This window comes from Devosia sp. WQ 349K1 (genome assembly GCF_016595685.1).
Classification (GTDB): Bacteria; Pseudomonadota; Alphaproteobacteria; order Rhizobiales; family Devosiaceae; genus Devosia.
In genome coordinates, this window is the sequence record NZ_JAENGO010000007.1 from 169,130 (window position 1) to 189,708 (window position 20,579).

General features: G+C 56.3%; 21 protein-coding genes. 14 read left to right on the plus strand and 7 right to left on the minus strand.

Features of this window, described 5'->3' with window-relative positions; translation table 11 throughout:
- Positions 1-100 precede the first annotated feature (100 nt).
- The 6 genes from JHL21_RS14840 (at position 101) to JHL21_RS14865 (ending at position 5,501) form a co-directional block, all read left to right on the plus strand.
- The gene (locus JHL21_RS14840) at positions 101-328 is read left to right on the plus strand and encodes a twin-arginine translocase TatA/TatE family subunit (protein ID WP_169194114.1); all 228 of its coding nucleotides are present in this window, start codon (positions 101-103) and stop codon (positions 326-328) included.
- A gap of 56 nt (positions 329-384) precedes the next feature.
- Complete coding sequence (gene tatB / locus JHL21_RS14845) at positions 385-1,059, plus strand: Sec-independent protein translocase protein TatB (RefSeq protein ID WP_200214301.1); 675 nt, start codon at positions 385-387, stop codon at positions 1,057-1,059.
- Positions 1,059-1,877, plus strand: coding sequence for a twin-arginine translocase subunit TatC (gene tatC, locus JHL21_RS14850; protein WP_169194112.1), 819 nt, complete (start codon positions 1,059-1,061; stop codon positions 1,875-1,877). Before tatB ends, tatC begins: the two co-directional genes overlap by 1 nt.
- 132 nt (positions 1,878-2,009) lie before the next feature.
- Positions 2,010-3,332: a serine--tRNA ligase gene (gene serS, locus JHL21_RS14855; protein ID WP_200214303.1), complete on the plus strand. Its 1,323-nt coding sequence runs from the start codon at positions 2,010-2,012 to the stop codon at positions 3,330-3,332.
- 5 nt (positions 3,333-3,337) lie between these two features.
- Positions 3,338-4,102: a 5'/3'-nucleotidase SurE gene (surE, locus tag JHL21_RS14860; protein ID WP_169194110.1), complete on the plus strand. Its 765-nt coding sequence runs from the start codon at positions 3,338-3,340 to the stop codon at positions 4,100-4,102.
- 169 nt (positions 4,103-4,271) lie between these two features.
- Positions 4,272-5,501 carry a M23 family metallopeptidase gene (locus JHL21_RS14865; protein ID WP_199530575.1) on the plus strand — a complete coding sequence of 410 codons (1,230 nt, stop codon included), beginning with the start codon at positions 4,272-4,274 and terminating at the stop codon, positions 5,499-5,501.
- Positions 5,502-5,577: 76 nt separating this feature from the next.
- Here the strand turns inward: JHL21_RS14865 and JHL21_RS14870 are convergent, their stop codons facing one another.
- Complete coding sequence (locus JHL21_RS14870) at positions 5,578-6,441, minus strand: ATP-binding protein (RefSeq protein ID WP_200214304.1); 864 nt, start codon at positions 6,439-6,441, stop codon at positions 5,578-5,580.
- A gap of 201 nt (positions 6,442-6,642) precedes the next feature.
- On the opposite strand from JHL21_RS14870, the gene yajC reads away from it, so the two are divergent.
- The 4 genes from yajC (at position 6,643) to JHL21_RS14890 (ending at position 10,946) form a co-directional block, all read left to right on the plus strand.
- The gene (yajC, locus tag JHL21_RS14875) at positions 6,643-6,990 is read left to right on the plus strand and encodes a preprotein translocase subunit YajC (RefSeq protein WP_169194107.1); all 348 of its coding nucleotides are present in this window, start codon (positions 6,643-6,645) and stop codon (positions 6,988-6,990) included.
- Between the two features lie 59 nt (positions 6,991-7,049).
- On the plus strand, positions 7,050-9,611 hold the full coding sequence (secD, locus tag JHL21_RS14880; RefSeq protein WP_169194106.1) for a protein translocase subunit SecD: 2,562 nt from the start codon (positions 7,050-7,052) through the stop codon (positions 9,609-9,611).
- Between the two features lie 100 nt (positions 9,612-9,711).
- Positions 9,712-10,104 carry an Mth938-like domain-containing protein gene (locus JHL21_RS14885; RefSeq protein WP_200214306.1) on the plus strand — a complete coding sequence of 131 codons (393 nt, stop codon included), beginning with the start codon at positions 9,712-9,714 and terminating at the stop codon, positions 10,102-10,104.
- Positions 10,101-10,946 (plus strand): phytoene/squalene synthase family protein, encoded by an 846-nt coding sequence (locus JHL21_RS14890; protein WP_200214307.1) that lies wholly within the window; start codon positions 10,101-10,103, stop codon positions 10,944-10,946. The genes JHL21_RS14885 and JHL21_RS14890 overlap by 4 nt, the downstream gene beginning before the upstream one ends.
- Here JHL21_RS14890 and JHL21_RS14895 read toward each other — a convergent pair.
- The 3 genes from JHL21_RS14895 to JHL21_RS14905 form a co-directional block, all read right to left on the minus strand.
- Entirely contained in the window at positions 10,919-11,380 is a 462-nt protein-coding gene (locus tag JHL21_RS14895) for a YiiD C-terminal domain-containing protein (RefSeq protein ID WP_200214308.1), read from the minus strand. The genes JHL21_RS14890 and JHL21_RS14895 overlap by 28 nt on opposite strands.
- Positions 11,377-12,759 carry a methylenetetrahydrofolate--tRNA-(uracil(54)-C(5))-methyltransferase (FADH(2)-oxidizing) TrmFO gene (gene trmFO / locus JHL21_RS14900; RefSeq protein ID WP_200214310.1) on the minus strand — a complete coding sequence of 461 codons (1,383 nt, stop codon included), beginning with the start codon at positions 12,757-12,759 and terminating at the stop codon, positions 11,377-11,379. The genes JHL21_RS14895 and trmFO overlap by 4 nt, the downstream gene beginning before the upstream one ends.
- 246 nt (positions 12,760-13,005) lie before the next feature.
- Positions 13,006-13,155 carry a DUF1127 domain-containing protein gene (locus JHL21_RS14905; protein ID WP_169194101.1) on the minus strand — a complete coding sequence of 50 codons (150 nt, stop codon included), beginning with the start codon at positions 13,153-13,155 and terminating at the stop codon, positions 13,006-13,008.
- Between the two features lie 555 nt (positions 13,156-13,710).
- Between JHL21_RS14905 and JHL21_RS14910 the strand changes: the two genes are divergently transcribed.
- Positions 13,711-14,607 carry a division plane positioning ATPase MipZ gene (locus JHL21_RS14910; protein WP_169194100.1) on the plus strand — a complete coding sequence of 299 codons (897 nt, stop codon included), beginning with the start codon at positions 13,711-13,713 and terminating at the stop codon, positions 14,605-14,607.
- Here the strand turns inward: JHL21_RS14910 and JHL21_RS14915 are convergent.
- Positions 14,604-15,020, minus strand: a complete 417-nt coding sequence (locus JHL21_RS14915) for a helix-turn-helix domain-containing protein (protein ID WP_200214312.1) — start codon at positions 15,018-15,020, stop codon at positions 14,604-14,606. The two genes, JHL21_RS14910 and JHL21_RS14915, sit on opposite strands and share 4 nt — an antisense overlap.
- A 208-nt stretch (positions 15,021-15,228) precedes the next feature.
- Between JHL21_RS14915 and JHL21_RS14920 the strand changes: the two genes are divergently transcribed.
- The gene (locus JHL21_RS14920) at positions 15,229-16,323 is read left to right on the plus strand and encodes a D-alanyl-D-alanine carboxypeptidase family protein (protein WP_200214313.1); all 1,095 of its coding nucleotides are present in this window, start codon (positions 15,229-15,231) and stop codon (positions 16,321-16,323) included.
- Here JHL21_RS14920 and JHL21_RS14925 read toward each other — a convergent pair.
- The gene (locus JHL21_RS14925; RefSeq protein ID WP_254082076.1) at positions 16,320-16,556 is read right to left on the minus strand and encodes a sulfurtransferase TusA family protein; all 237 of its coding nucleotides are present in this window, start codon (positions 16,554-16,556) and stop codon (positions 16,320-16,322) included. The two genes, JHL21_RS14920 and JHL21_RS14925, sit on opposite strands and share 4 nt — an antisense overlap.
- Positions 16,546-17,031, minus strand: coding sequence for a CAP domain-containing protein (locus JHL21_RS14930; protein WP_169194096.1), 486 nt, complete (start codon positions 17,029-17,031; stop codon positions 16,546-16,548). Before JHL21_RS14930 ends, JHL21_RS14925 begins: the two co-directional genes overlap by 11 nt.
- A 190-nt stretch (positions 17,032-17,221) precedes the next feature.
- On the opposite strand from JHL21_RS14930, the gene JHL21_RS14935 reads away from it, so the two are divergent.
- Together JHL21_RS14935 and JHL21_RS14940 are read left to right on the plus strand one after the other, a co-directional pair.
- Positions 17,222-18,778, plus strand: coding sequence for a histidine kinase dimerization/phosphoacceptor domain -containing protein (locus tag JHL21_RS14935; RefSeq protein ID WP_200214317.1), 1,557 nt, complete (start codon positions 17,222-17,224; stop codon positions 18,776-18,778).
- A gap of 70 nt (positions 18,779-18,848) precedes the next feature.
- Complete coding sequence (locus JHL21_RS14940; RefSeq protein WP_200214319.1) at positions 18,849-20,570, plus strand: ABC transporter ATP-binding protein; 1,722 nt, start codon at positions 18,849-18,851, stop codon at positions 20,568-20,570.
- Positions 20,571-20,579 lie beyond the last annotated feature (9 nt).

Genomic DNA, 20,579 nt, shown 5'->3' on the forward strand with positions numbered 1-20,579 from the left:
GTTGATTTTGAACACATCCTTGTGTTCGGTGCAGTTTAAACTTATTTCTCGAATTATGTGTCGCGTGTATCGCGTACCGTTAGCCTAAGGGAGACCATCCATGCACGCGCCATCCATCTGGGGCATTCTCGTCGTCGCCGTTGTCGTTATCCTGCTTTTTGGCCGTGGTAAGATTTCCGGCATGATGGGCGAAGTCGCTCAGGGCATTAAAGCCTTCCAAAAAGGCATGAAGGACGAAGACAAGCCTGCTGAACGTATCGACACTGCAACTGCTGCAAAGCCGCAGACTGTTGACGCTGCAGAAGTTGATCGGAGCAAGGACGCTTAATCAGCGCCTTCATCTGAATATTCGCGGCGCTTTCGCCGTACTTCGGAGATCGCTTTATGCTCGGTCTAAGCTGGACAGAGATGCTTGTGATCGGCGTGGTTGCGCTGATCTTTATCGGTCCGAAAGACCTGCCCGTAATGATGGGCAAGGTTGGCAAGATCATTGGCCAAATTCAGCGCATGGGACGTGATTTCCAGCGCGAAATCAACAAGACCTCGGGTTTGGATGAGGTGCGGAGCCTCCGCAACTCCATCACGTCGCCATTGAAGCAGACCGCCGAAGAAATCCGGCGCGAGTTCAACACGATGTCGGCGGACGGTCCTAAGCCAAGCGGAATAATCAAACCCGCTGATCCGTCCTCAGAAAGTGTCGTCAACGAAATTCGCGAGAAGGCGGGCATGCCGCCTATTGCGAAATCAAACGACGATCTCGCATCCGAGTATGGCTTCAAGTCGAGCGCTAAGCCTGAGGCTTCATCTGCGCAAAGTGCTGATACCGCCACAGCGCCTGTAGCGCCACAGGCTGCCGCGCCTGCAGCAGAAAAGCCAACGCCTGTTAAGGCTGCCCGCCCAAGGCCGTCCACGAAGACGGCCGCCGCAATCGACACTGCAGAAAAGCCAGTGAAGAAGCCACGCGCCAAGGCCGTTGTGGCCGACGCGGGTGAAAAGGCTCCGGCCAAGCCTCGTGCGCCTCGCAAAAAGGCCACTAGCACGGGTGAAAAGAGCGAATAATGGCCGATACTCAGGCAAAAATCGAAGATAAGTCGCAAGCTGAGCCGGTTGACGAACTCGCCGGTAGCGAAGCGCCGCTTTTGGAGCATTTGATCGAACTGCGGAAGCGGTTGATCCATTGCGCCATTGCGATTGTTGTCCTCTTGATCGTCTGCTTCCTCTTTGCGGGGCAGATTTTCGATATTCTGCTCAACCCATACCGTTCGATTTATCCAAATCCGGGCGACATGGAGTTGATCTACACAGCGCCGCAAGAATTCTTCTTCACCCAGCTTAATCTGGCTTTCTTTGGCTCGATTTTCCTCGGGTTCCCCTATTTGGCAACGCAGATCTACGGCTTTGTCGCGCCCGGGCTGTATAAGCATGAGCGAAAGGCGCTTGTGCCCTATCTCGTGGCTACGCCGGTCTTCTTTGTGGCCGGGGCGGCAATGGTCTATTTCGTCGTTTTGCCAATGGCATTGGGTTTCTTTGCAGGAATGCAGACCGACGAGATCAAGCTTCTGGCGAAGGTGTCGGAATACCTCAGTCTCGCGATGACGTTGATCTTGGCATTTGGCATCTGCTTCCAGTTGCCTGTCGTGCTGACACTGTTGGCACAGATCGACCTCGTGAGCGTTGAGCAGCTCAAGAAGGGCCGTCGCTACGCTATCGTCGGTATTCTGATCGTGGCCGCGTTCATCACGCCGCCTGATCCGATCTCGCAGATTGGGTTGGCGATACCGATGTATCTCCTTTACGAGCTTTCGATTCTGTCGGTGCGTATGATTGAGCGCCGACGAAAAGCAGCGCTCGCCGCGCAAGAGAACGAAACTGCCTAGTTTCAACGCCCCATTCGCAAGATTGGGGCGTTGGTTTTTGGCTTTTCGAGAATGCCCACTTGCGGGCTACAGTCTTCAACTTTAGACAAGCCACACACCAATAAAGAGGCGGGCTTTCGCTCGTAACGTACAATGTTCGATATCAAATGGGTCCGAGACAATCCTGATGCCTTCAACCAGGCCATGGAAAGCCGCGGGTCCTCTCAGCGGGCTGATACCCTGATTGAGATCGACGATCGCCGCCGCGCGATCATTGTGCGTCTCAACGAAGCGCAAGAAAAGCGCAACACTCTGTCCAAGCAGATCGGTCAGGCCAAGGCCAAGAAGGACGAAGCCAAGGCCCAAGAGCTGATGGCAGAGGTCGCCTCGCTCAAAGAATTCATCCCTTCGGGGGAAGCAGACGAACGCGCCGTCGAGAAAGAACTCCGTGACGCGCTCTCGACCATTCCAAACGCTCCGCTAGCGGATGTGCCGTTCGGCAAGGATGAGAGTGATAACGTCGAGTACTTTGGCCTCAACGGCAATGCTGAGACAGCTGCCACTGTGCGTCCCGTAAAGCCTAGCTTTACGTTTACACCCAAAGAACACTTTGAAATTGGTGTTTCTGAAAAGAACATGGATTTTGAAGTTGCGGCCAAACTCGCCGGTAGTCGCTTCGTTGTCCTGAAGGGCCAGATTGCGCGCCTTGAGCGAGCGCTTGGCCAGTTCATGCTTGACCTCCATTCGACCGAACACGGCTATCTCGAAGTGCAGACACCTGTCCTCGTTCGCGACGACGCGTTGTTCGGTACAGGACAGCTGCCGAAGTTCGAAGAAGATCTGTTCTTCACCCCGCATGGTGAGAGCCGTCTGGCGCTCATTCCGACGGCAGAAGTTCCGATGACCAATTTCGTGCGTGAATCTATTCTCGCCGAAGACGAATTGCCGATGCGCTTCACAGCATTGACGCCGTGCTTCCGTTCCGAAGCCGGTTCGGCAGGGCGCGATACCCGTGGCATGCTGCGTCAGCATCAGTTCAACAAGGTTGAACTGGTCGCGATCACGACCGCAGAAGAAGCCGAAAACGAACACGAGCGCATGCTCGCGGCCGCTGAAGCTGTTTTGACCAAGCTTGGTCTGCACTATCGTGTCATGAAACTGTGCACCGGCGATATGGGCTTTGGTGCGCGCCGCACCTATGACCTTGAAGTTTGGCTTCCCGGTCAGAACACCTACCGCGAAATCTCGTCGGTATCGGTCTGCGGTGATTTCCAGGCACGCCGTATGGAAGCGCGTTACCGCCCATCAGGCGAGAAGCAGGCACTGCGTTACGTGCATACGCTCAATGGTTCCGGCACCGCCGTTGGCCGTTGCTTGATTGCTGTGTTGGAAAACTATCAGCAGGAAGACGGCTCGGTGGTTATCCCTGAAGTGCTGCGTCCCTATATGGGCGGCCTCACCAAAATCGGAGGCTAAGGCCCATGTCCCTGCGCATCTTGCTCACCAATGATGATGGTATTGATGCGCCGGGTCTTGCCGTACTCGCTGATATTGCACGCTCTATCTCCGATGACGTTTGGATTGTGGCGCCAGACGGAAATCAATCGGGGGTAGGGCACCGCTTCTCCTTCGGGCGCGAACTCAGCTTTGATCGCAAGGACGACAAAACTTTTGCTGTGGTGGGTGGCTCACCTGCCGATTGTGTCGTTGCCGCGATGACCCATCTGCTGGGTGACAAGCCGGCTGATCTGGTCTTGTCCGGCGTCAATGCCGGGCAGAACCTTGGCGATATCGTCAACTGCTCAGGCACGGCCGCTGGCGCCCGTGAAGGCGTTCTGCAAGGCGCTATCGGTATCGCGCTTAGCCAAGCGCTTGATTATGAGCTGACGCTGGAGCCAAACTGGGAAAATGCTCGGGCTTTTGGTGTGAGAACCGTTGAAGCCATTCTGCGAAGCCATGCGGGCCATGACGTCTTTTACAACGTCAATTTCCCATATTGCCCGCCGGAGGCTGTGACTGGGATACGCGCGGCAGCTCAGCAGCGTTTCTCCCGATCGCCAATTCGCTACTATCCCAGCGACAATGAGGGCAAATTCTTTATGGCGATTCCCTCAACGCCCACTCCACTTGATCCGAAAGCGGACTTTGAGGTGATGCGCCGCCAGAGCGCCATCACCGTTACTCCGGTTGCGCTGCAACAAACCCATCAGGATGCTCTAGCGAGCCTTGCCAGCTTGTCACTGTAAGTGTGGCAGGTGGTATTTTAGCACTCGACGGCCTGCTCAGTTTTAACCCTAACCAGTGCTGAATCATGTCGATGTGAATTCGCTCAAATCGCATCGGTCTTAAACTCGTCTTTACCTTACCGGCCTAATCTCGGGTCTAGTTGTTTAGTATCTGCGTACGAGTAAGCCGATGAGTATTCGCGTTCCCCGGCGGACCCATAAAGTCTCTGTCGCTATGGCTGGGCTTATGGTTGCAGCAGTCGCATTGTCCGGCTGCTCTAGTCTTGGTAGCCGTACGTTTGGCGACCAGACCGTCACGGGCTCAACAGCCCAACCAGCCCCGTTCTTTGCAAATCAACCCATGCCGCCGAGCCTCGGTGCAGTTCAGGGTGCGCAGAACACTGCCTTCCTGCCTCCTGCGAACGTAGGTGGTGGTGGCGGCGGGATGTTACCCCCTGCGCCAGCGCAGGGCGGTTTCTGGCAAAACAATGCACCGACATCACCAGGTATGATGGGTTCAACGTCGCCAGTTGTCCAAACTCAAGATTTGCCTGCACTGAACTCGTCTCCAATGGGAAATTCGCAAGCCATGCTCGCTCAGCAGAATCTTGCCCCGATGCCGGCTGCGCCTGCGGCCGTTGCCATGGGCAATCCGAACGCTTCGCTTCCGCTTAACTCAAATGTTCCTGTGCAGGTCACGCCTGCTGCGAACACGAACGGTTACACGCACACGATCGCAAGCGGTGAATCGCTGCACACAATTGCACGCCGCTATGATGTCACGACCCAGTCTCTCGTTCATGCCAATGGCATGAGCTCGCCAGACAAGATCATCGTGGGTCAGAAAATTATCATTCCTGGCCGTTCGGATCTGAACCCGGCTCCAGGTTCTGAGCAAATCACGAAGGTTGCGACGATTTCCACCGTTCCAACCACGCCGGCTGCTGCGGCACCACAGCCTGTCTTGGCTGCGGCACCTGTTGCTCAGACTGCCCCAGTCGCCGCGCCGATCCAGCAGGCTGCACTGCCACAGGCTGAACCAGTCGCTTCGGGCAATGACAAGTTCCGTTGGCCGGTGTCTGGTCGGATCATCACCGATTTTGCCGCATCGCGTGGCACAGGTATCAATATCGACGTTCCAGAAGGCTCAGCCGTTAAGGCTGCCGAAAACGGCACCGTTATTTATGTCGGTTCGGGCGTTGAGGGTTACGGTAATCTGATCCTCGTTCGTCATCCGAACGGCTTCGTTTCGGCTTACGCTCACCTCAAGGGCATGAATGTCGACAAGGGTGCAACTGTTACCCGTGGCGACACCATCGGTACGGTCGGCTCCACTGGTTCTGTTTCCAAGCCGCAGCTGCACTTTGAACTGCGCAAGGGCGCGACGCCGGTTGATCCGGTTCCGCTGCTCGCGAGCTAAAGCTCCGCGCGGATTGAGTTTCGAGGGCCACGGCTGTTGCTGTGGCCCTTTTTCTTTGGTGAAGCGGGGAGGGGGATTAAACCGCTTTGCCTTCTTCGCCTGCTAAAGTGCGAACGAGCTGGATCGCCACGCGGCCCGAGCGGGCACCACGGGTTGCGGCCCATTCGATGGCGCGTGCACGCAATGCTTCCGTCCCGATGCTGAGCCCATAGTAGTCGGCATAGCCGGAAACCATTGCGAGATAATTGTCCTGGTCAGAATTGTGGAACCCGAGCCACAAACCGAAACGATCCGACAGTGAGACTTTTTCTTCTACTGCTTCGTTTGGATTGATCGCGCTCGACCGTTCATTTTCGATCATGTCGCGCGGCATGAGATGGCGTCGATTTGAGGTCGCGTAAAAGAGGACGTTTTCTGGCCGCCCCTCAAGACCGCCATCAAGAATGGTCTTGAGCGATTTGTAGCTGGTCTCGCCTTTGTCGAAACTCAGGTCGTCGCAGAAGACGATAAAGCGAGCGGGTTCCTTAGCGATAAGGCGCATGAGTTGGGGGAGGGTCTCCAGGTCTTCTCGCGCGATCTCGATCAGGATCAACCGATCGAAGCCACTCCGAGATTCGATGTCTGCGTGAATCGACTTCACCAAAGAGCTCTTGCCCATGCCACGTGCGCCCCACAGCAGGGCATTGTTTGCACCGTGTCCACGCGCGAATTGCTCGGTATTGCGCAACAGAATATCACGGACTGTGTCGATGCCTCTGAGCATCTCGAGGGGCACTCGGCTGACCTTTGGAACAGCGAGTAGAGTGCCTATCTCACCCTGCCAATGGTAAGCGTTTTCAGGGCCCAACGCCGGGTTCGGCGTGCTATTGTCGCTATTTGGTAGTTTCTGAGCAATGGCCTCAAGTGCCGCCGCAATTCTGCTCAGATAATCTTCTGTCATCACCAGTCCCGTCCTTGTGTCAGCCCCAATGTTTGGAGCCCTTGATTGGGCTTTGCAATCAGCCAACCCCAATTGTATAGTCCGGCCGATTTTGGCCTGGGCGCAAGTGCGGTTAAGCCCGATAGCGTCCACAGCGCATTCGATCAGCGCATTGCCACCCAATCCTGAGCGTCACAAGAAAAATTAAATGGAGTTTGCTTGATGTTTGTAACCCCTGCCTTTGCACAGGACGGCGGCGTGGCACCAGGAGGCATGGCTGACATTCTCATCCAGCTTATGCCGATTGCTCTGCTCGTTGTAATCTTCTGGTTGCTGATCTTCCGTCCGCAGCAGAAGCGCCTGAAGGCACAGCAGGCCATGCTTTCCGCGATCCGTCGTGGCGACACCGTTGTGACCACTGGTGGTCTGGTCGGTAAGGTTTCCAAGGCTGTCGACGGTGAAGACCTTGAAGTCGAAATCGCGCAGGGCGTGAAGGTCAAGGTTGTTCGTGGCATGATCGCAGACGTTCGTTCGAAGTCTGAACCGGTCAACGACAACAAGCCGGCTTAATCTAGCCGTATCAGCCGGGGCCATCAGGCTCCGGCTTTATCCTTCTCAGGACGTTATTTATGAATCACTCGCCGTTCCGCGTATTCATTATCCTGTTCGTGGCAATCGCTGGCATTCTCATGGCAGCTCCAAACTTCTTGCCCAAAAATGTGCAGGATGCTTTGCCCGACTGGCTCCCAAAACCCGGTCTTGTCCTTGGTTTGGACTTGCAAGGTGGTTCGCACCTTCTGCTTGAGGTCGACCGAAAAGGGATCGTGGATCAGCGCTTGAGTGATGTTCGCCGCGATGCGCGTAACGTCCTCGCGAACCAGAATGGTATCGGCAACCTCATCACAACGGATGCGGATCGCAACGCGATCTTCATCGAATTGACCGATCCGACCCAGAAGGCGCAGGCCGAAACCGCAATTCGCGGGCTTCAGAATACGCTGAGCAACGCTCTCATTGGCGGTGTTGGTGTTGATGAAATGGCCTTTGGCGAAACGCCAGACGGTCGCTTGTCGATCACTCTGACCCCAGATGGCATCACCCAGCGCATGAGCTCGCTGGTTGCTCAGTCCATGGAAGTTATCCGCAGCCGTATCGACGAAATCGGTACCACGGAACCCACCATTCAGCGCCAGGGTGATACCCGCGTTATGGTGCAAGTGCCTGGCTTCGGCGACTCGACCCGCCTTAAGAACCTCATTTCACAAACCGCGCGCTTGACCTTCCACATGGTCTATCCGGGCCTGTCTGCCGATCAGGCCGAAGTGCAGGGCTTGCCTGCTGGCACCATGATCCTGCCAAGCCAGGACGGTGGTCGTGAGCTGCTCTATGAAGACGTCGCTCTGGGCGGTGAATCGCTCGTTGATGCGCAGCCGTCTTATGACCAACAGCGTGGCATTCCTGTTGTTTCGTTCAAGTTCGACACCCGCGGCGCGATTTCGTTCGGCGAAATCACCAGCAAGGCAGTCGGTCAGCGCTTCGCTATTGTTCTCGACAATCAGGTCATCACGGCTCCGGTTATCCAGCAGCCGATCACCGGTGGTCAGGGCCAGATCTCGGGCACCTTCACCACGGCAACTGCTAACGATCTCGCAGTTCTGCTGCGCGCGGGCGCTTTGCCTGCAAGCTTGAACGTCATCGAAGAACGTACTGTTGACGCGAGCCTTGGTGCTGACTCGATTCAGGCCGGCTTCACCGCTGGTGTGGTCGCGGCAGTGCTTGTTCTGGCCTTCATGGTCATCGCCTACGGCATCTGGGGCGTGTTTGCGAACGTCTCTCTGATCCTCAATATCATTTTGATCTTTGCCGCGCTCTCGACCCTCGGTGCGACGCTGACGCTGCCCGGTATCGCCGGTATCGTCCTGACCATCGGTATGGCCGTGGACGCGAACGTTCTGATCTATGAACGCATGCGTGAAGAACAGCGTGCCGGTAAGACACCAATTCAGGCGATCAACGCGGGTTTCTCGCGCGCTTGGGGTACGATTATCGACTCGCACCTGACTCAGCTCGTTGCGGCTGTGGTGCTTTACTTCATGGGCTCCGGCCCGATCCAAGGCTTTGCGGTCACGCTTGGTCTCGGCATTATCACGTCGCTCTTCACCTCCTACACCGTGACCTCCTATCAGGTTGGTCTGTGGTTCAAGCTGCGTCGCCCTAAGACGCTCAAGATCCAGCACTTCCGCTTCATTCCTGACGGCACGACAATTCCGTTCATGAAGATCTCGAAGTATGTGATTGCCTTCTCGATCATCATGACCGGTGTTTCCATCGGCTCGGCCGTGTTCAAGGGCTTCAACCTCGGCATCGACTTTGTTGGTGGTACTGCGATTGAAATCCAGCACGTCGGAGGCCCTGCAGACGTGGGTCGCGTGCGTGAGTTGACCAGTGACTTGGGACTGGGTGAAATCCAGGTTCAGGGCTTCGGGACGCCGCAGGACGTACTCGTTCGTGTACAAGCGCAAGAAGGCGGTCAGTCCGCTGACCAGATCGCTGTTGCCAAGGTCACCGAAGTTCTGGCTGCTGAGAACTATGAGGTACGACGTACTGAGGCAGTGAGTGGTACGGTTTCAGGCGAATTGGCGTGGACCGGAACTATCGCGGTCATCATCGCGCTCGCCTGTATCTTGATCTACATCTGGTTCCGCTTCGAATGGCAATTCGCTATGGCGGCGGTGACCACCACCAGCCACGACTTGATCATGACGATCGGTCTCTTCTCGCTGACCGGATTGGAGTTCAATTTGAGCTCTATCGCGGCGGTGTTGACCCTGGTCGGTCTGTCGCTGAACGAAACTGTGGTGGTCTCGGATCGTATTCGTGAAAACCTCACGAAGTACCGCAAGATGCCTCTGCCAGAGCTGATTGATCTGTCGATCAACCAGACCATCGTGCGTACCTCGCTCACCCAGTTCACGCTTCTGCTGGCGCTGATTCCGCTGGTGCTCTTTGGCGGTGAATCGCTCCGCAGCTTTGTTATCGCGATGACATTCGGCTCTATCGTCGGCATGTACTCGTCGGTCATCGTCAACGGTCCAATTCTCATCAACTTCGGCCTGAAGCAGAAAACTGATGAGCAGCTGGCCGCAGAAGACGCTGAGAAGAAGCGCAATGCTGATGGTGCTGCCGTTTAATCGGTGCACTGCTTTAAACATCTGAAAAGCTGTGATAGCCCCGACCTATTGGCCGGGGCTATTTTTTGCTCCATTTGGACCGGCGAACTGAAAGCACTCTATGACCAGCTCATCGCCCACAGGTTTCTATCCCCAACGCGTTGGCATTGATGCCTATGGCAATGGTGGATTTCGCTTTGCCGATATGTCCCACAAAGGCTCGCTGCTGTGTTTGCCCAGTGGCATGTACGCATGGGAGATCGTAGCGGCGCAGGAGTTGACCCTAGAGTCTTTGCAGCCGATCCTCGACCACGCCGACGAGGTTGAGGTTCTGCTCATTGGACTTGGTGAGAAGGTTGCGGCCATTGACCCGGCCATTAGGACTGCATTACGGGCGCGTGGCATTATCGTAGAAGCGACCCAAACGGGTGGGGCAGTGCGGACCTATAATGTGCTGCTCGCCGAAGACCGGCAGGTTGCGGGCGCTTTCATTGCCGTCGAGAACGCCCGATGACTGCCTCGTCCTTTGATCATGCGGCAGACCTGCTCCGCACAGCCGACCCCGATCGCTACCTCTCCACACTGGTCCTACCAGCAAAGGCTCGTCCCTATATCGCTGCGCTTTATGCGTTCAATGCCGATGTCGCGGGCATTCGAGATCGTGTCTCTGGGCCGGCTCCCGGCGAAGTGCGGCTGCAATGGTGGAGCGACGCTCTCACAGGCGAAGGGCATGGTGAAGTTTGGCAAAATCCCGTAGCCGATGCGCTTCTGCAGACGATTGAAAAATTCAACCTTCCAGCGGGCACCTTCCTCCGTCTCATTGGCGCGCGTCGGTTCGATCTTTACGACGATCCCATGCCAGATCTGGAGACTTTTGAGGGCTATGCCGGGGAGACGGCATCAACGTTGCTTCAGCTCTCGGCAATGGTGCTCAATGAGGGCAACTCGGTCGAGACAGGGGACGCAGCTGGGCATCTGGGCGTCGCACAAGCTCTGATCGGTCATATGCGGGCTCTCGGCTACGTATCCGCACAAGGCCGGATCATGTTGCCCTGGAGCCTGTTGCAGGCCAATGGCGTGCAAGAGACGGAGCTCTTCCGTGGGCAAAACTCTGAAGGCCTCCACGCTGCGTTCAGCCAGCTTGGAGAGATTGCGTCAGAGCATTTGGTCAAGGCACGAGACGCTATTGCGCTTCTGCCCGCGCCGCTGCGCCCTGCGTTCGCAATCGTGACTCTCCTTGAGAAGCAACTGGCGCAAGTGATTGAAAATACGAATGCCTTTGCTGTGGCTAGTGATAGCGCAGCGTGGCAGAAGATTGCCAAATTGACCTATTGGTCGTTGCGCAACCGCTCGTAAGTCGTCGCGATGAATTCTCCAACAAAGCGGGCCGTGAGCGTTTCGCCACTGAAAAGCTGCGCACTGACTGTGATCCGGCCACGGCCACGCTTGGCGAGCATCGTAGCGGTGCGCTCCCACGGGCCATCGTCGATGGCGCTATGCGCCGATATGGCTTCACGCGCAGGCGCGATATACTCCATTTGCGATGTATGGATGACGAGCTCTGCCTCAAACTGATCACGCTCTAAGCGTAAATGCACAGCGCTCCATGCGGCGAGGAGACAGAGGGTCGCCCCGCTGCCGCCAAACAATGTGCCATGCATATTGATATTGGGCGGCAGCGGGGCCTTTAAAACGACATTTGAAGCGCTGGCACGCACTGCACTCACCTCCATGGCCCGCGACAGCGGGATCGTGGTGTGCAGATATTGCGTCAGCGCCTCGGGCGTCATGCCCAGGACTTGAGGTCTTCAAGCGCGCGGCTGGTGATAGCGCGACGCTTGGCGATGGTTTTGTCCGGACCGCGCCAACGAGCGACGCCCTCTGGCTTCGTGATCGTCACTTCTGGGAACAGACCAAAATTGACGTTCATCGGCTGGAAGCTGCGCGCGCCAGAATAGCTTTCTGCTTCAAGGTGGCCCCCGGTGATGTGGCCAATAAGAGCGCCGAGAGCTGTCGTAGCTGGCGGTAGGCCCATCGAGCCACCAAGAGCTTCGGCAGCGGTGAGACGCCCAGTGATCAGGCCGCAAGCGGCGCTTTCCACATAGCCTTCAACGCCGGTGACCTGACCAGCGAAACGAATGCGCGGATCGTTCTTGAGCTTGAGATCGCCTTGCAGAACCTTCGGGGAGTTGATGAAGGTGTTGCGGTGCAGACCGCCCAGACGTGCGAACTGTGCGTTCTCTAGGCCTGGGATCATGCGGAAGATTTCCGCCTGAATGCCGTAACGCATTTTGGTCTGGAAGCCGACCATGTTCCACAGCGAGCCCAAAGCATTGTCCTGACGCAGCTGGACGATGGCATATGGCTTCACGGTTGGGTTGCGCGGATTGGTCAGGCCAACAGGCTTCATTGGACCATGGCGCAGGGTTTCAACGCCACGTTCTGCCATCACTTCAATCGGCAGACAGCCGTCGAAATAGGGGACCTTTTCCCAATCCTTGAATTCGTGCAGCGGCGCGGTCTTCAGCGCTTCCACGAAGGCAAAATACTGGTCCTTATCCATCGGCAGGTTCAGGTAGTCAGCACCAGTTCCGCCTGGGCCGGCCTTGTCGTAACGCGACTGCTTCCACGCGATGTCGTGGTTGATGCTGTCGTAGTGCACGATTGGGGCGATCGCGTCAAAAAACGCGAGGGCGTCTTCGCCCGTCTTCTCGAGGATGGCTTCTGCCATAGCGGGCGAGGTGAGGGGCCCCGTCGCAATAATGACGTGCTCCCAACTCGGGTCCGGCCAGCCGGCGACTTCTTCGCGCGCGATGGTAATGTTCGGATGGTTTTCGATCGCCCGGGTGACTTCCGCGGAGAAGGCGTGGCGGTCAACGGCGAGAGCGCCGCCTGCCGGGAGCTTGTGCAGGTCCGCAGCGCGCATGATCAGCGAGTTGCAGCGGCGCATCTCTTCATGCAGCAGGCCAACAGCGTTCTGCTCATGATCGTCCGAGCGGAAGCTGTTCGAGCACACGAGCTCGGCGAAGCTATCTGTGCTGTGAGCGTCGGTTTCTTTGACGCCACGCATTTCGTGGAGAATGACGGTTACGCCAGCTTCAGCTGCCTGCCAGGCAGCTTCAGAACCAGCAAGGCCCCCGCCGATGATGTGGATGGTTTTGTTTGACATGATGAGCCAAATACCAAGCCCGTCATGCCGCTGCAACTCGCCTTATAGCGAGCGCCCCTCATGAGAGCCTTCTTTGCGCCCTTCGATGATCTTTTGCGAGAAGACTTGGAGGTCATCGCGGGGCGGACGGGCGTTTGCGTCCTAACCGGAGACCGCGGACGCGGATAGAAAATAAGGTCCAAATAGAAAACGCCCGCATCTCAGAGAGAGGCGGGCGTTCGGTTTGGGTCGACGTATGCTGCAGGCTTAGAGCGTGTTTGCATGATCGCGAGCTACGCGAGTGATATCGGTACGCGAAATGCCAAGGTCGTTGAGCTGACGGTTGTCGAGCGAAGCGAGTTCACGAACGGTCTGCTGATAAGCGGCCCACTTCTTAAAGGTCTTACGGATGTCCATCGGATGTCTCCTGTTGTTTACGTGATCATATTTAGTGCGTGGCGTAAAAATGAGCAGTCTGGATTTACTCAGATTAGCTATGCACTTTTTGCAAGGCGGCGAGTGACGCAGGCGAGGCTCAAAATCCAGAATGACTGTGCGGCCGCAGCTTTAGCGATCGAACAGCGATTTCGTCATTTGCGTGAAGTCGGGTGGGCAAATGCCGATTATGCTAGGTTCGCGACTGATGCGAACAATGCTAGGGAGTTGACTAGGCTTAGGTTCTAGTGCGCGAACCGAGCGCCAGACTGTGCGGACGAACATGGGGGGTACTCCCAAGGTTTCGTGAACTCGTCGTCCCAATACATAAGCTATCCTGTGAACCTTGCTCAGGGGCGTGTGGTCAGATGACGCATGCGCTGCATGCATGGCATTTTCATCATCTTGTCACGAACACAAATTCCTCTCCGGAAATCTCCCTGTTGCGATGTAAAACCTTTTTATTAACCATAATTCCGCTTGCCCCTAGTGAGGCGAACACAGACACTCCGGCCGAGTTCAGCGAGGTGATATCCAGTGCGGCAAGGCGCCCATGTCATTGTTGTCGGTAATGAGAAGGGTGGGTCGGGCAAGTCGACCACAGCATTTCATATCGCCATACTGCTTCTGCATCAGGGATTTAAGGTTGCGACGCTCGACGTCGACAGCCGACAGCAGACCTTTACGCACTATGTCCGCAACCGCCGTGAATGGGCGCGCTTAAACGAGCAAGTCATTCCGCACCCCACTCACTATCACCTGCCTTTGTCGCGGGGCGATTCTCTGCGTGAAAATCATCGGATCGAATTCGATCTCTTCACTCAGGCGATTGGTGAGGTCGAAGACACGGCAGATTTCATTATTATTGATACGCCAGGCTTCGACACCAACCTGACGCGGCTCGCCCATTCCTTGGCCGACACTTTGGTGTCTCCGGTCAATGATAGCCTTATCGACCTCGCGGTTATGGCCCAAGTCGACCCTGTGACTGGGGAACCGCGTGAGCTCAGCCACTATGCAAGATTGGTTCAGCGCGCGCGCTCTGAACGTCTGGCGATTGACGGGCGCAACATTGATTGGGTGCTCGTTCGAAATCGCATCTCGATGCTCTCCTCGCGCAATATGCGTCAGGTGCAGACAATGCTGGACCGAATTGCCGAGCGTCTGGGGTGCCGCGTTGCCGATGGCATTGCCGAGCGTGTGATCTTCCGCTCGCTCTTTGCCAGCGGCATGACAGTTTTTGATCCGCTGAGCGAAGAGTTGTTGGGTGGCATGCCATCTGCTTCACATACGAGTGCTCGGCAGGAATACCGCACGCTCGTCAACGCGTTGAACCTGCCGCTGTCTCAGCGCGCGGTACAGCGTATGGAATTGTTGGCAGCCGAGGCTCCAGAGACGATCCGATTTGAAGAAACCGTGCGAGACGACGCTTAGCCTTGTGCGTAAGCGGCCTTGCGCGGTTCCTGAGTGGCGGCCACGTTCTCGCGCGCGTCATAAGCGGCGCGGGCGTCAATAATGGCCTCATGGTTTTCAGCGGACCAATCCCATAGCGCGCTGATAGGGCCCTGTAATGTCTTGCCCAATTGCGTGAGGCTATACTCTACGCGTGGGGGGACTTCAGGATAGATAGTGCGTGTCACGAGCCCGTCGCGCTCCAGATTGCGTAGGGTTAGCGTCAACATGCGCTGCGATACGCCGTTGATCATGCGCTTGAGTTCGTTGAACCGCAGAGTGCCATTACGCCCCAGCATGCCGACGACCATGACGCTCCACTTGTCGCCAATGCGATTGAGCACGTCCGACATGGCAGAGCAATTTGAGTGCAGCGATGTGTCTGTGAGCGACATGGGACACCTATTTGAGAACTAAGGCACAGAATATATGCGAGGTTACTACTTGTGACTAGCCCCCGTCGCAAATGCGAGGGGCTGGTCAAACTCTCGCCGTTTCCTTGAGATTGATGCTCCTGCCTGATAGTAGGTGTGCTTCCTGATATCGTGCCGTCGGAGTGTTCCTGACTTGTCTTTCGCTCAGCGCATAGCTTTGATCTTTTTCATGATTGCAGCCAGTATTTTGCCTGTTCAGGCAACACCGCTGTTGGTTGTCGATCGATCCAATTTGTCAGTGCTGTATGCGCAAGATGCCGGTCAGCCTTGGCATCCGGCTTCGCTCACCAAACTCATGACGGCCTACGTGGTTTTCGAAGAGCTGGCGCTTGGAACAATTACTCTTGATACCCCTGTCCGGATATCAAAAGGGGCGGTTGCCCTCGCGCCGAGCAAGTCAGGCCTGGCCGTCGATAGCTCTGTTACGATGCGAGACGCGCTCTACCTGCTGATAGTCCGCTCTGCCAATGACGTTGCCTATGCCATCGCCGAAACCATTGCGGGCACAGAAGCCAATTTCGCGGTGAAGATGAATGACGTTGCACGTCGCATGGGGATGACGGGGACTAATTTCGTCAATTCCCACGGTCTGCATGTTGTCGGCCAGGTTTCCACGGCGCGCGACCTAGCAATTCTGTCTCTCTACATCGAGCAAGCCTATCCGCAGTACATGCCCATATTCCAGACGGGCACTGTGCGCCTGAACAAGGCCGTGTATGAGGCGAATAACGCGCTTCTTAAGGGGTTTTCCGGCACCAACGGCATGAAGACAGGGTACACCTGTGCTGCTGGGCTGAACGTCGTTGCGACAGTCGACCGTAATGGTCGCCGCCTCTTAGCCGTTGTTCTCGGTGGTTCTTCAGCACGCGAACGCAATGAGCGAGCCGCCGAGCTATTCACCAATGCCCTGTCGGGTCGTTATCAAGGGAGTGGCCAGTCGCTGCTCAGCCTCGTGAACTCGGGTGGAGCAGCCCAAGACATGCGGCCATTGGTGTGTGGCGCTGGGGCGCCAGAGTATATCAAGGCGCGCGAAGCTGAGTTCCCTATGGGCCTTAAAGGCCAGCCAAGCTATCTCAACGATGAGATTCCATTGCGCGAATATACGGTTGTGGATTTGGGCCGCACACGGTCCGTCGCGTTTCCGCGTCCACGCCCGGCGCATGTTTCGCGTTTCGCGGCGCCAGCGGTAGCCGCCACCTCGACGGCTCCGATTGTAGCGGAACGAGCAGTATCCCTGCCAGTACCGCGTCCTGCGGACCTTTAGCCCGTCAAGCCAATGCGGACGGTGAGTGAGATAACCTCGCCGTTCGTTTGCACGTCGCAATGATGCCCATTCTGACGGCAAAACAGCGGGATATCGATTTTCGCCATAGCGTCCGTCGCGAGGATGAGGAGCTGATCGCCCGCATTCGCAGTGGCAGCGGCCTTTTCCAGCTTCAAGACGGGAAGGGGGCATTTCAGCCCCCTTGCATCAATGGTCAGGACGTTAGTTTCCAAGAACAAGTACCCAGTGAATGCCATAGGCGGAGTTCGGGTTGAACGCGACGCCGATACCAGCCTTTGAGGCGTTTGCGGCGAGGGCGACGGCATCCGCAGGGTTGTTGCGCCAGCCTGAGAAGGTCTCAGCGAATGTCGCATAGCCTGCGCTCAGCTTCATTTGGACAAGCCCACCCGGCATGCTCGGCGCGACACCGGTCTGCGCGTACTGATTGGCCAGCGCCTGTGCGGAGCCATTGAGGCCAGCATCAGCGACCAGCGGAGGCATGTTTTGGTTGGCGCGATAGGCGTTTACGAGCCCAATGGCCTGCTGTGAGTCGAGGCGTGCATTGGGCACGTCCATCCGTGCGGTCAGAGCAGGTTGGAGGCCTGCGGGAGAAGATCCGCCACCACCACCAAATGAAACGCACCCGGCTATGAGCAACGTCATCGACCCCATGAGTGCAAAGCGGGCCAAACTTCTGTTATTCGACATATCTTTCCTTCTGGCGCGCCGCGGTCCATAAGAGGAGCGAGACTTCGTCCATATATCTATATTAGCTCAGTTGGTTGGCCGTTAAAAACCGGCACTATGACGATTTTCATTAGATATTGGCCACCTTGGTGTTCCTTGTGCACTGAGAGCTGGCAAACAAGGCAGCATTGTGGGGGAGGTTGCACTGACTGTGAGTCTGTCTAAATCCGTACAAGAAGTGCGTGCCACGTCAGTGTCCGTGATTTTCCTCGTGTTGTGCCTCGCCGCTTTCGTTGGGGTCTTCACCTATTTTCTCGCAAATGTCGCTGCGCAAACCAAAATTCAGCTCGAAGATGACGCCGCTTCTACAACGCAAGTGGTCGCGACCAATGGGCTTTGGATGAACCAGCTGGCAATTCAAACTTTGCGCCGGATGGATTCACTCATCGAGGATAGTCCTCTGTCTGTAGATGCCGAGGCATTTGATAAGATTATGGAGGACCGTCCGCCGGAACTCATCGTTAGTCTTATCGATGCCGATGCCAACCTCTTGTTCAGTAGCGCGCGATTTATGCCCGGCGTAAATCTGCGTGAGCGTGACTATTTTCAGTCGATACGCAGCGGAGCAGCGTTTGCGACTTCAGCCAAGGTCGTGACGCAACCGAGGGGACGCGAAGGCTTTGTATTTGCTAAGAGATTGACGCGCAACAATGTCTTTGTTGGTGCCGTTGCAGTATCGTACCCGAACAGTGTTCTCGAATCTTTCGTGCGCGACGTTGAGCTTGAGGCTGGGGCGTCCATCAGCCTCTTTCGGCGCGACGGGCGGCTTATGGCCCGCTATCCACACACCAATGTGCCCGACCTTGTGGGCGACGTTCTGTTCACCGAACATCTCGAAAGAGGCGACAGCGGGACATTTTTTGCCGATCGCTCACCCTCGGACGGCCAGCCAAAAATTATCGGCTATCGCGCGATACAGGGAACCGACATGGTCGCCGTGGTCGCAATACCGACTGAAGGCGCGTGGGGACGATATCGGGCGGAACTGATGTCCATCTTGGTCATCGTAGCCCCCATTTGCGTTGCGCTGATCATCGTCGGTCTGTGGATATGGCGGCTATTGAGACGTGACGCTGCTCATGCTGAAGAGCTCGAGACGGCAAATGAAACCAACATGATGTTGTTTCGCGAAATCCATCACCGCGTCAAAAATAACCTCCAGTCTGTTCAGTCCCTTATCCGGCTTCAGGATATCCCTGAAGCGGCCAAGCTCGATCTGCAAAGTCGCTTGGGCGCGATGGCGGCCATGCATGAACATATCTACCGCCGTGATGAGTATGAGGACATTGACGCTCACGACATTGTCCCGGTGGTCATCAATGAAGTGGTTCGCGCCTACGGCAAGCCGGTGGAGATCATCTACGAACTGGATCGGTGTTATGTGGATCGCGACCACATCACGCCCCTGTCACTACTGCTCAGTGAAGTTGTGACCAATGCGCTGAAATACGCTTTCCCTGATGGGCGGGAAGGGCGTATCCGCATCATTATGAACGACTTTTACAACGGGCGATGCCAGCTCATCGTCGCCGATAATGGGGTCGGCATGCCGAAAAATGGTGTGCCAAGCACCAGCATGGGCCTCCGCCTCATTCGGGGCGTGGTCGCGCAGATGGGCGGCACTTATGAGTATTTGCCCAGTGCCGGGACGCGATTTGAAGCGAATATCGCGCTGAGCGCAGTCGGCCACCACGCAGAGCATCGTTAAACTGGCAAATTCGCACTTGCGCCACCGGCCGAGGTCCGGCAAAGCGTAAGTGGAATAGATTGGTCAGGTTATGCTGAAGCGCTTCTTTGCTTACTACGCTCCCTATAAGGGATTGTTTATATTAGACTTTGGATGCGCCGTGCTCGCTGGATTGCTTGAGTTGGCTTTCCCTGTCGCTGTCTCCAAATTTGTCGACGAGTTATTGCCGCAGGGAGATTACAACCTCATCCTCCTCGCGGGGATAACTTTGCTCGTCATCTACTGCTTTGGCGCCGTTCTTAAAGCCGTCGTGAACTATTTTGGTCACGTGCTGGGTGTCTCTATCGAGACCGATATGCGCAGGCAGGTGTTCGATCACTTGCAGAAGCTGAGCTTCCGCTTCTTCGATAATCATAAGACCGGCCATCTAATTACGCACGTTACCAAGGACTTGGAAGACGTCGGTGAGGTTGCGCACCACGGCCCCGAAGATGTGTTCATCGCCATCATGACCTTCATTGGCGCGTTCATTTTGATGTTCCTGACCAACTGGAAATTGGCTGTGATCACCGTGGTGCTCGTGCCGGTGCTGAGCTGGTTGGTCGCGACCCAGGGCAAGAAAATGACCCGCAACTGGCGTGAGCTGTTCCGCCAAGTGGGGGACTTCAATACCCGTGTCGAAGACGCCATTGGTGGCGTTCGAGTGGTCAAGGCCTTCGCCAATGAGCAACACGAAGCAAAGCTCTTCGCTGGCAACAATCAGGCCTATCGGTCCACCAAACTGCGCGCCTATGCGATTATGACCACCAGTCAGGTCGTAACCTATCTCTCGACCCGAGTGGTCCAGCTGATGGTCATGCTGGTGGGGGCTTGGCTCGTTACTCTGGGTGAGTTGAGCTATGGCGGCTTTGTTAGCTTCTTGCTTCTGGTGACCGTCTTTATGCGCCCAATCGACCAGATCGCAGGTGTATTGGAGAGCTATCCCAAAGGCATAGCGGGCTTCACGCGATTTACCAAGCTGATCGATACAGCACCCGACATTGCCGATAAGCCCGATGCCGTAACCGTATCGCACCTGCGTGGCGACATTCGTTTTAACGATGTGAGCTTTGCGTATGAAAGCGGCCGAACGATTTTGGCCAATATCAATCTCGACATCAAAGCAGGCGAAACGCTCGCCATTGTTGGACCGTCGGGCGCTGGGAAAACAACGCTTTGCGCGCTCCTGCCGCGTTTCTACGAGATCAATTCCGGCTCCATCTCCGTGGATGGGATCGATATTCGTGACATGACGCAAACCAGTCTGCGCGAGCAAATTGGCATCGTGCAGCAGGACGTCTTCCTCTTCGGTGGCACCTTGCGCGATAATATCGCCTATGGCCGCCTTGGCGCGACGGACGAGGAGATCATGGAAGCAGCGCGGCGGGCGCGGCTTGAAGCAGTCATCGCGCGCATGCCTAATGGGCTCGATACTATGGTTGGCGAACGCGGCGTAAAACTCTCCGGGGGCCAAAAGCAACGTGTAGCTATTGCTCGTATCTTCTTGAAAAACCCACCGATTTTGGTTCTCGATGAGGCGACGTCGGCACTCGATACGGCTACCGAATTGGCGATCCAGCGCTCGCTGGCGGAGCTCGCAGTTGGCCGCACTTCACTGATCATCGCGCATCGCCTTGCTACTATTCAGCACGCGGACCGGATTGTCGTCGTCGACGAAACCGGCATTGTGGAGCAGGGGCCGCACGCAGAGCTCTTGAACTTGGGTGGGGCATATGCGCGGTTGCACCGGGCCCAGTTTGGCGAGTTGAATTAGCATGCTGGA

Bases quoted from the DNA above. Each gene is read 5' to 3' on its own strand.
- tatC (WP_169194112.1), top strand. From the start codon at position 1,059: ATGGCCGATACTCAGGCAAAAATCGAAGATAAGTCGCAAGCTGAGCCG.
- JHL21_RS14895 (WP_200214308.1), bottom strand. From the start codon at position 11,380: ATGACGCCCGAGGCGCTGACGCAATATCTGCACACCACGATCCCGCTG.
- JHL21_RS14840 (WP_169194114.1), top strand. From the start codon at position 101: ATGCACGCGCCATCCATCTGGGGCATTCTCGTCGTCGCCGTTGTCGTT.
- JHL21_RS14940 (WP_200214319.1), top strand. From the start codon at position 18,849: ATGCTGAAGCGCTTCTTTGCTTACTACGCTCCCTATAAGGGATTGTTT.
- yajC (WP_169194107.1), top strand. From the start codon at position 6,643: ATGTTTGTAACCCCTGCCTTTGCACAGGACGGCGGCGTGGCACCAGGA.
- secD (WP_169194106.1), top strand. From the start codon at position 7,050: ATGAATCACTCGCCGTTCCGCGTATTCATTATCCTGTTCGTGGCAATC.
- trmFO (WP_200214310.1), bottom strand. From the start codon at position 12,759: ATGTCAAACAAAACCATCCACATCATCGGCGGGGGCCTTGCTGGTTCT.
- JHL21_RS14865 (WP_199530575.1), top strand. From the start codon at position 4,272: ATGAGTATTCGCGTTCCCCGGCGGACCCATAAAGTCTCTGTCGCTATG.
- JHL21_RS14915 (WP_200214312.1), bottom strand. From the start codon at position 15,020: ATGTCGCTCACAGACACATCGCTGCACTCAAATTGCTCTGCCATGTCG.
- JHL21_RS14885 (WP_200214306.1), top strand. From the start codon at position 9,712: ATGACCAGCTCATCGCCCACAGGTTTCTATCCCCAACGCGTTGGCATT.
- JHL21_RS14905 (WP_169194101.1), bottom strand. From the start codon at position 13,155: ATGGACATCCGTAAGACCTTTAAGAAGTGGGCCGCTTATCAGCAGACC.
- JHL21_RS14930 (WP_169194096.1), bottom strand. From the start codon at position 17,031: ATGTCGAATAACAGAAGTTTGGCCCGCTTTGCACTCATGGGGTCGATG.
- JHL21_RS14870 (WP_200214304.1), bottom strand. From the start codon at position 6,441: ATGACAGAAGATTATCTGAGCAGAATTGCGGCGGCACTTGAGGCCATT.
- tatB (WP_200214301.1), top strand. From the start codon at position 385: ATGCTCGGTCTAAGCTGGACAGAGATGCTTGTGATCGGCGTGGTTGCG.
- surE (WP_169194110.1), top strand. From the start codon at position 3,338: ATGTCCCTGCGCATCTTGCTCACCAATGATGATGGTATTGATGCGCCG.
- JHL21_RS14890 (WP_200214307.1), top strand. From the start codon at position 10,101: ATGACTGCCTCGTCCTTTGATCATGCGGCAGACCTGCTCCGCACAGCC.
- serS (WP_200214303.1), top strand. From the start codon at position 2,010: ATGTTCGATATCAAATGGGTCCGAGACAATCCTGATGCCTTCAACCAG.
- JHL21_RS14920 (WP_200214313.1), top strand. From the start codon at position 15,229: ATGATTGCAGCCAGTATTTTGCCTGTTCAGGCAACACCGCTGTTGGTT.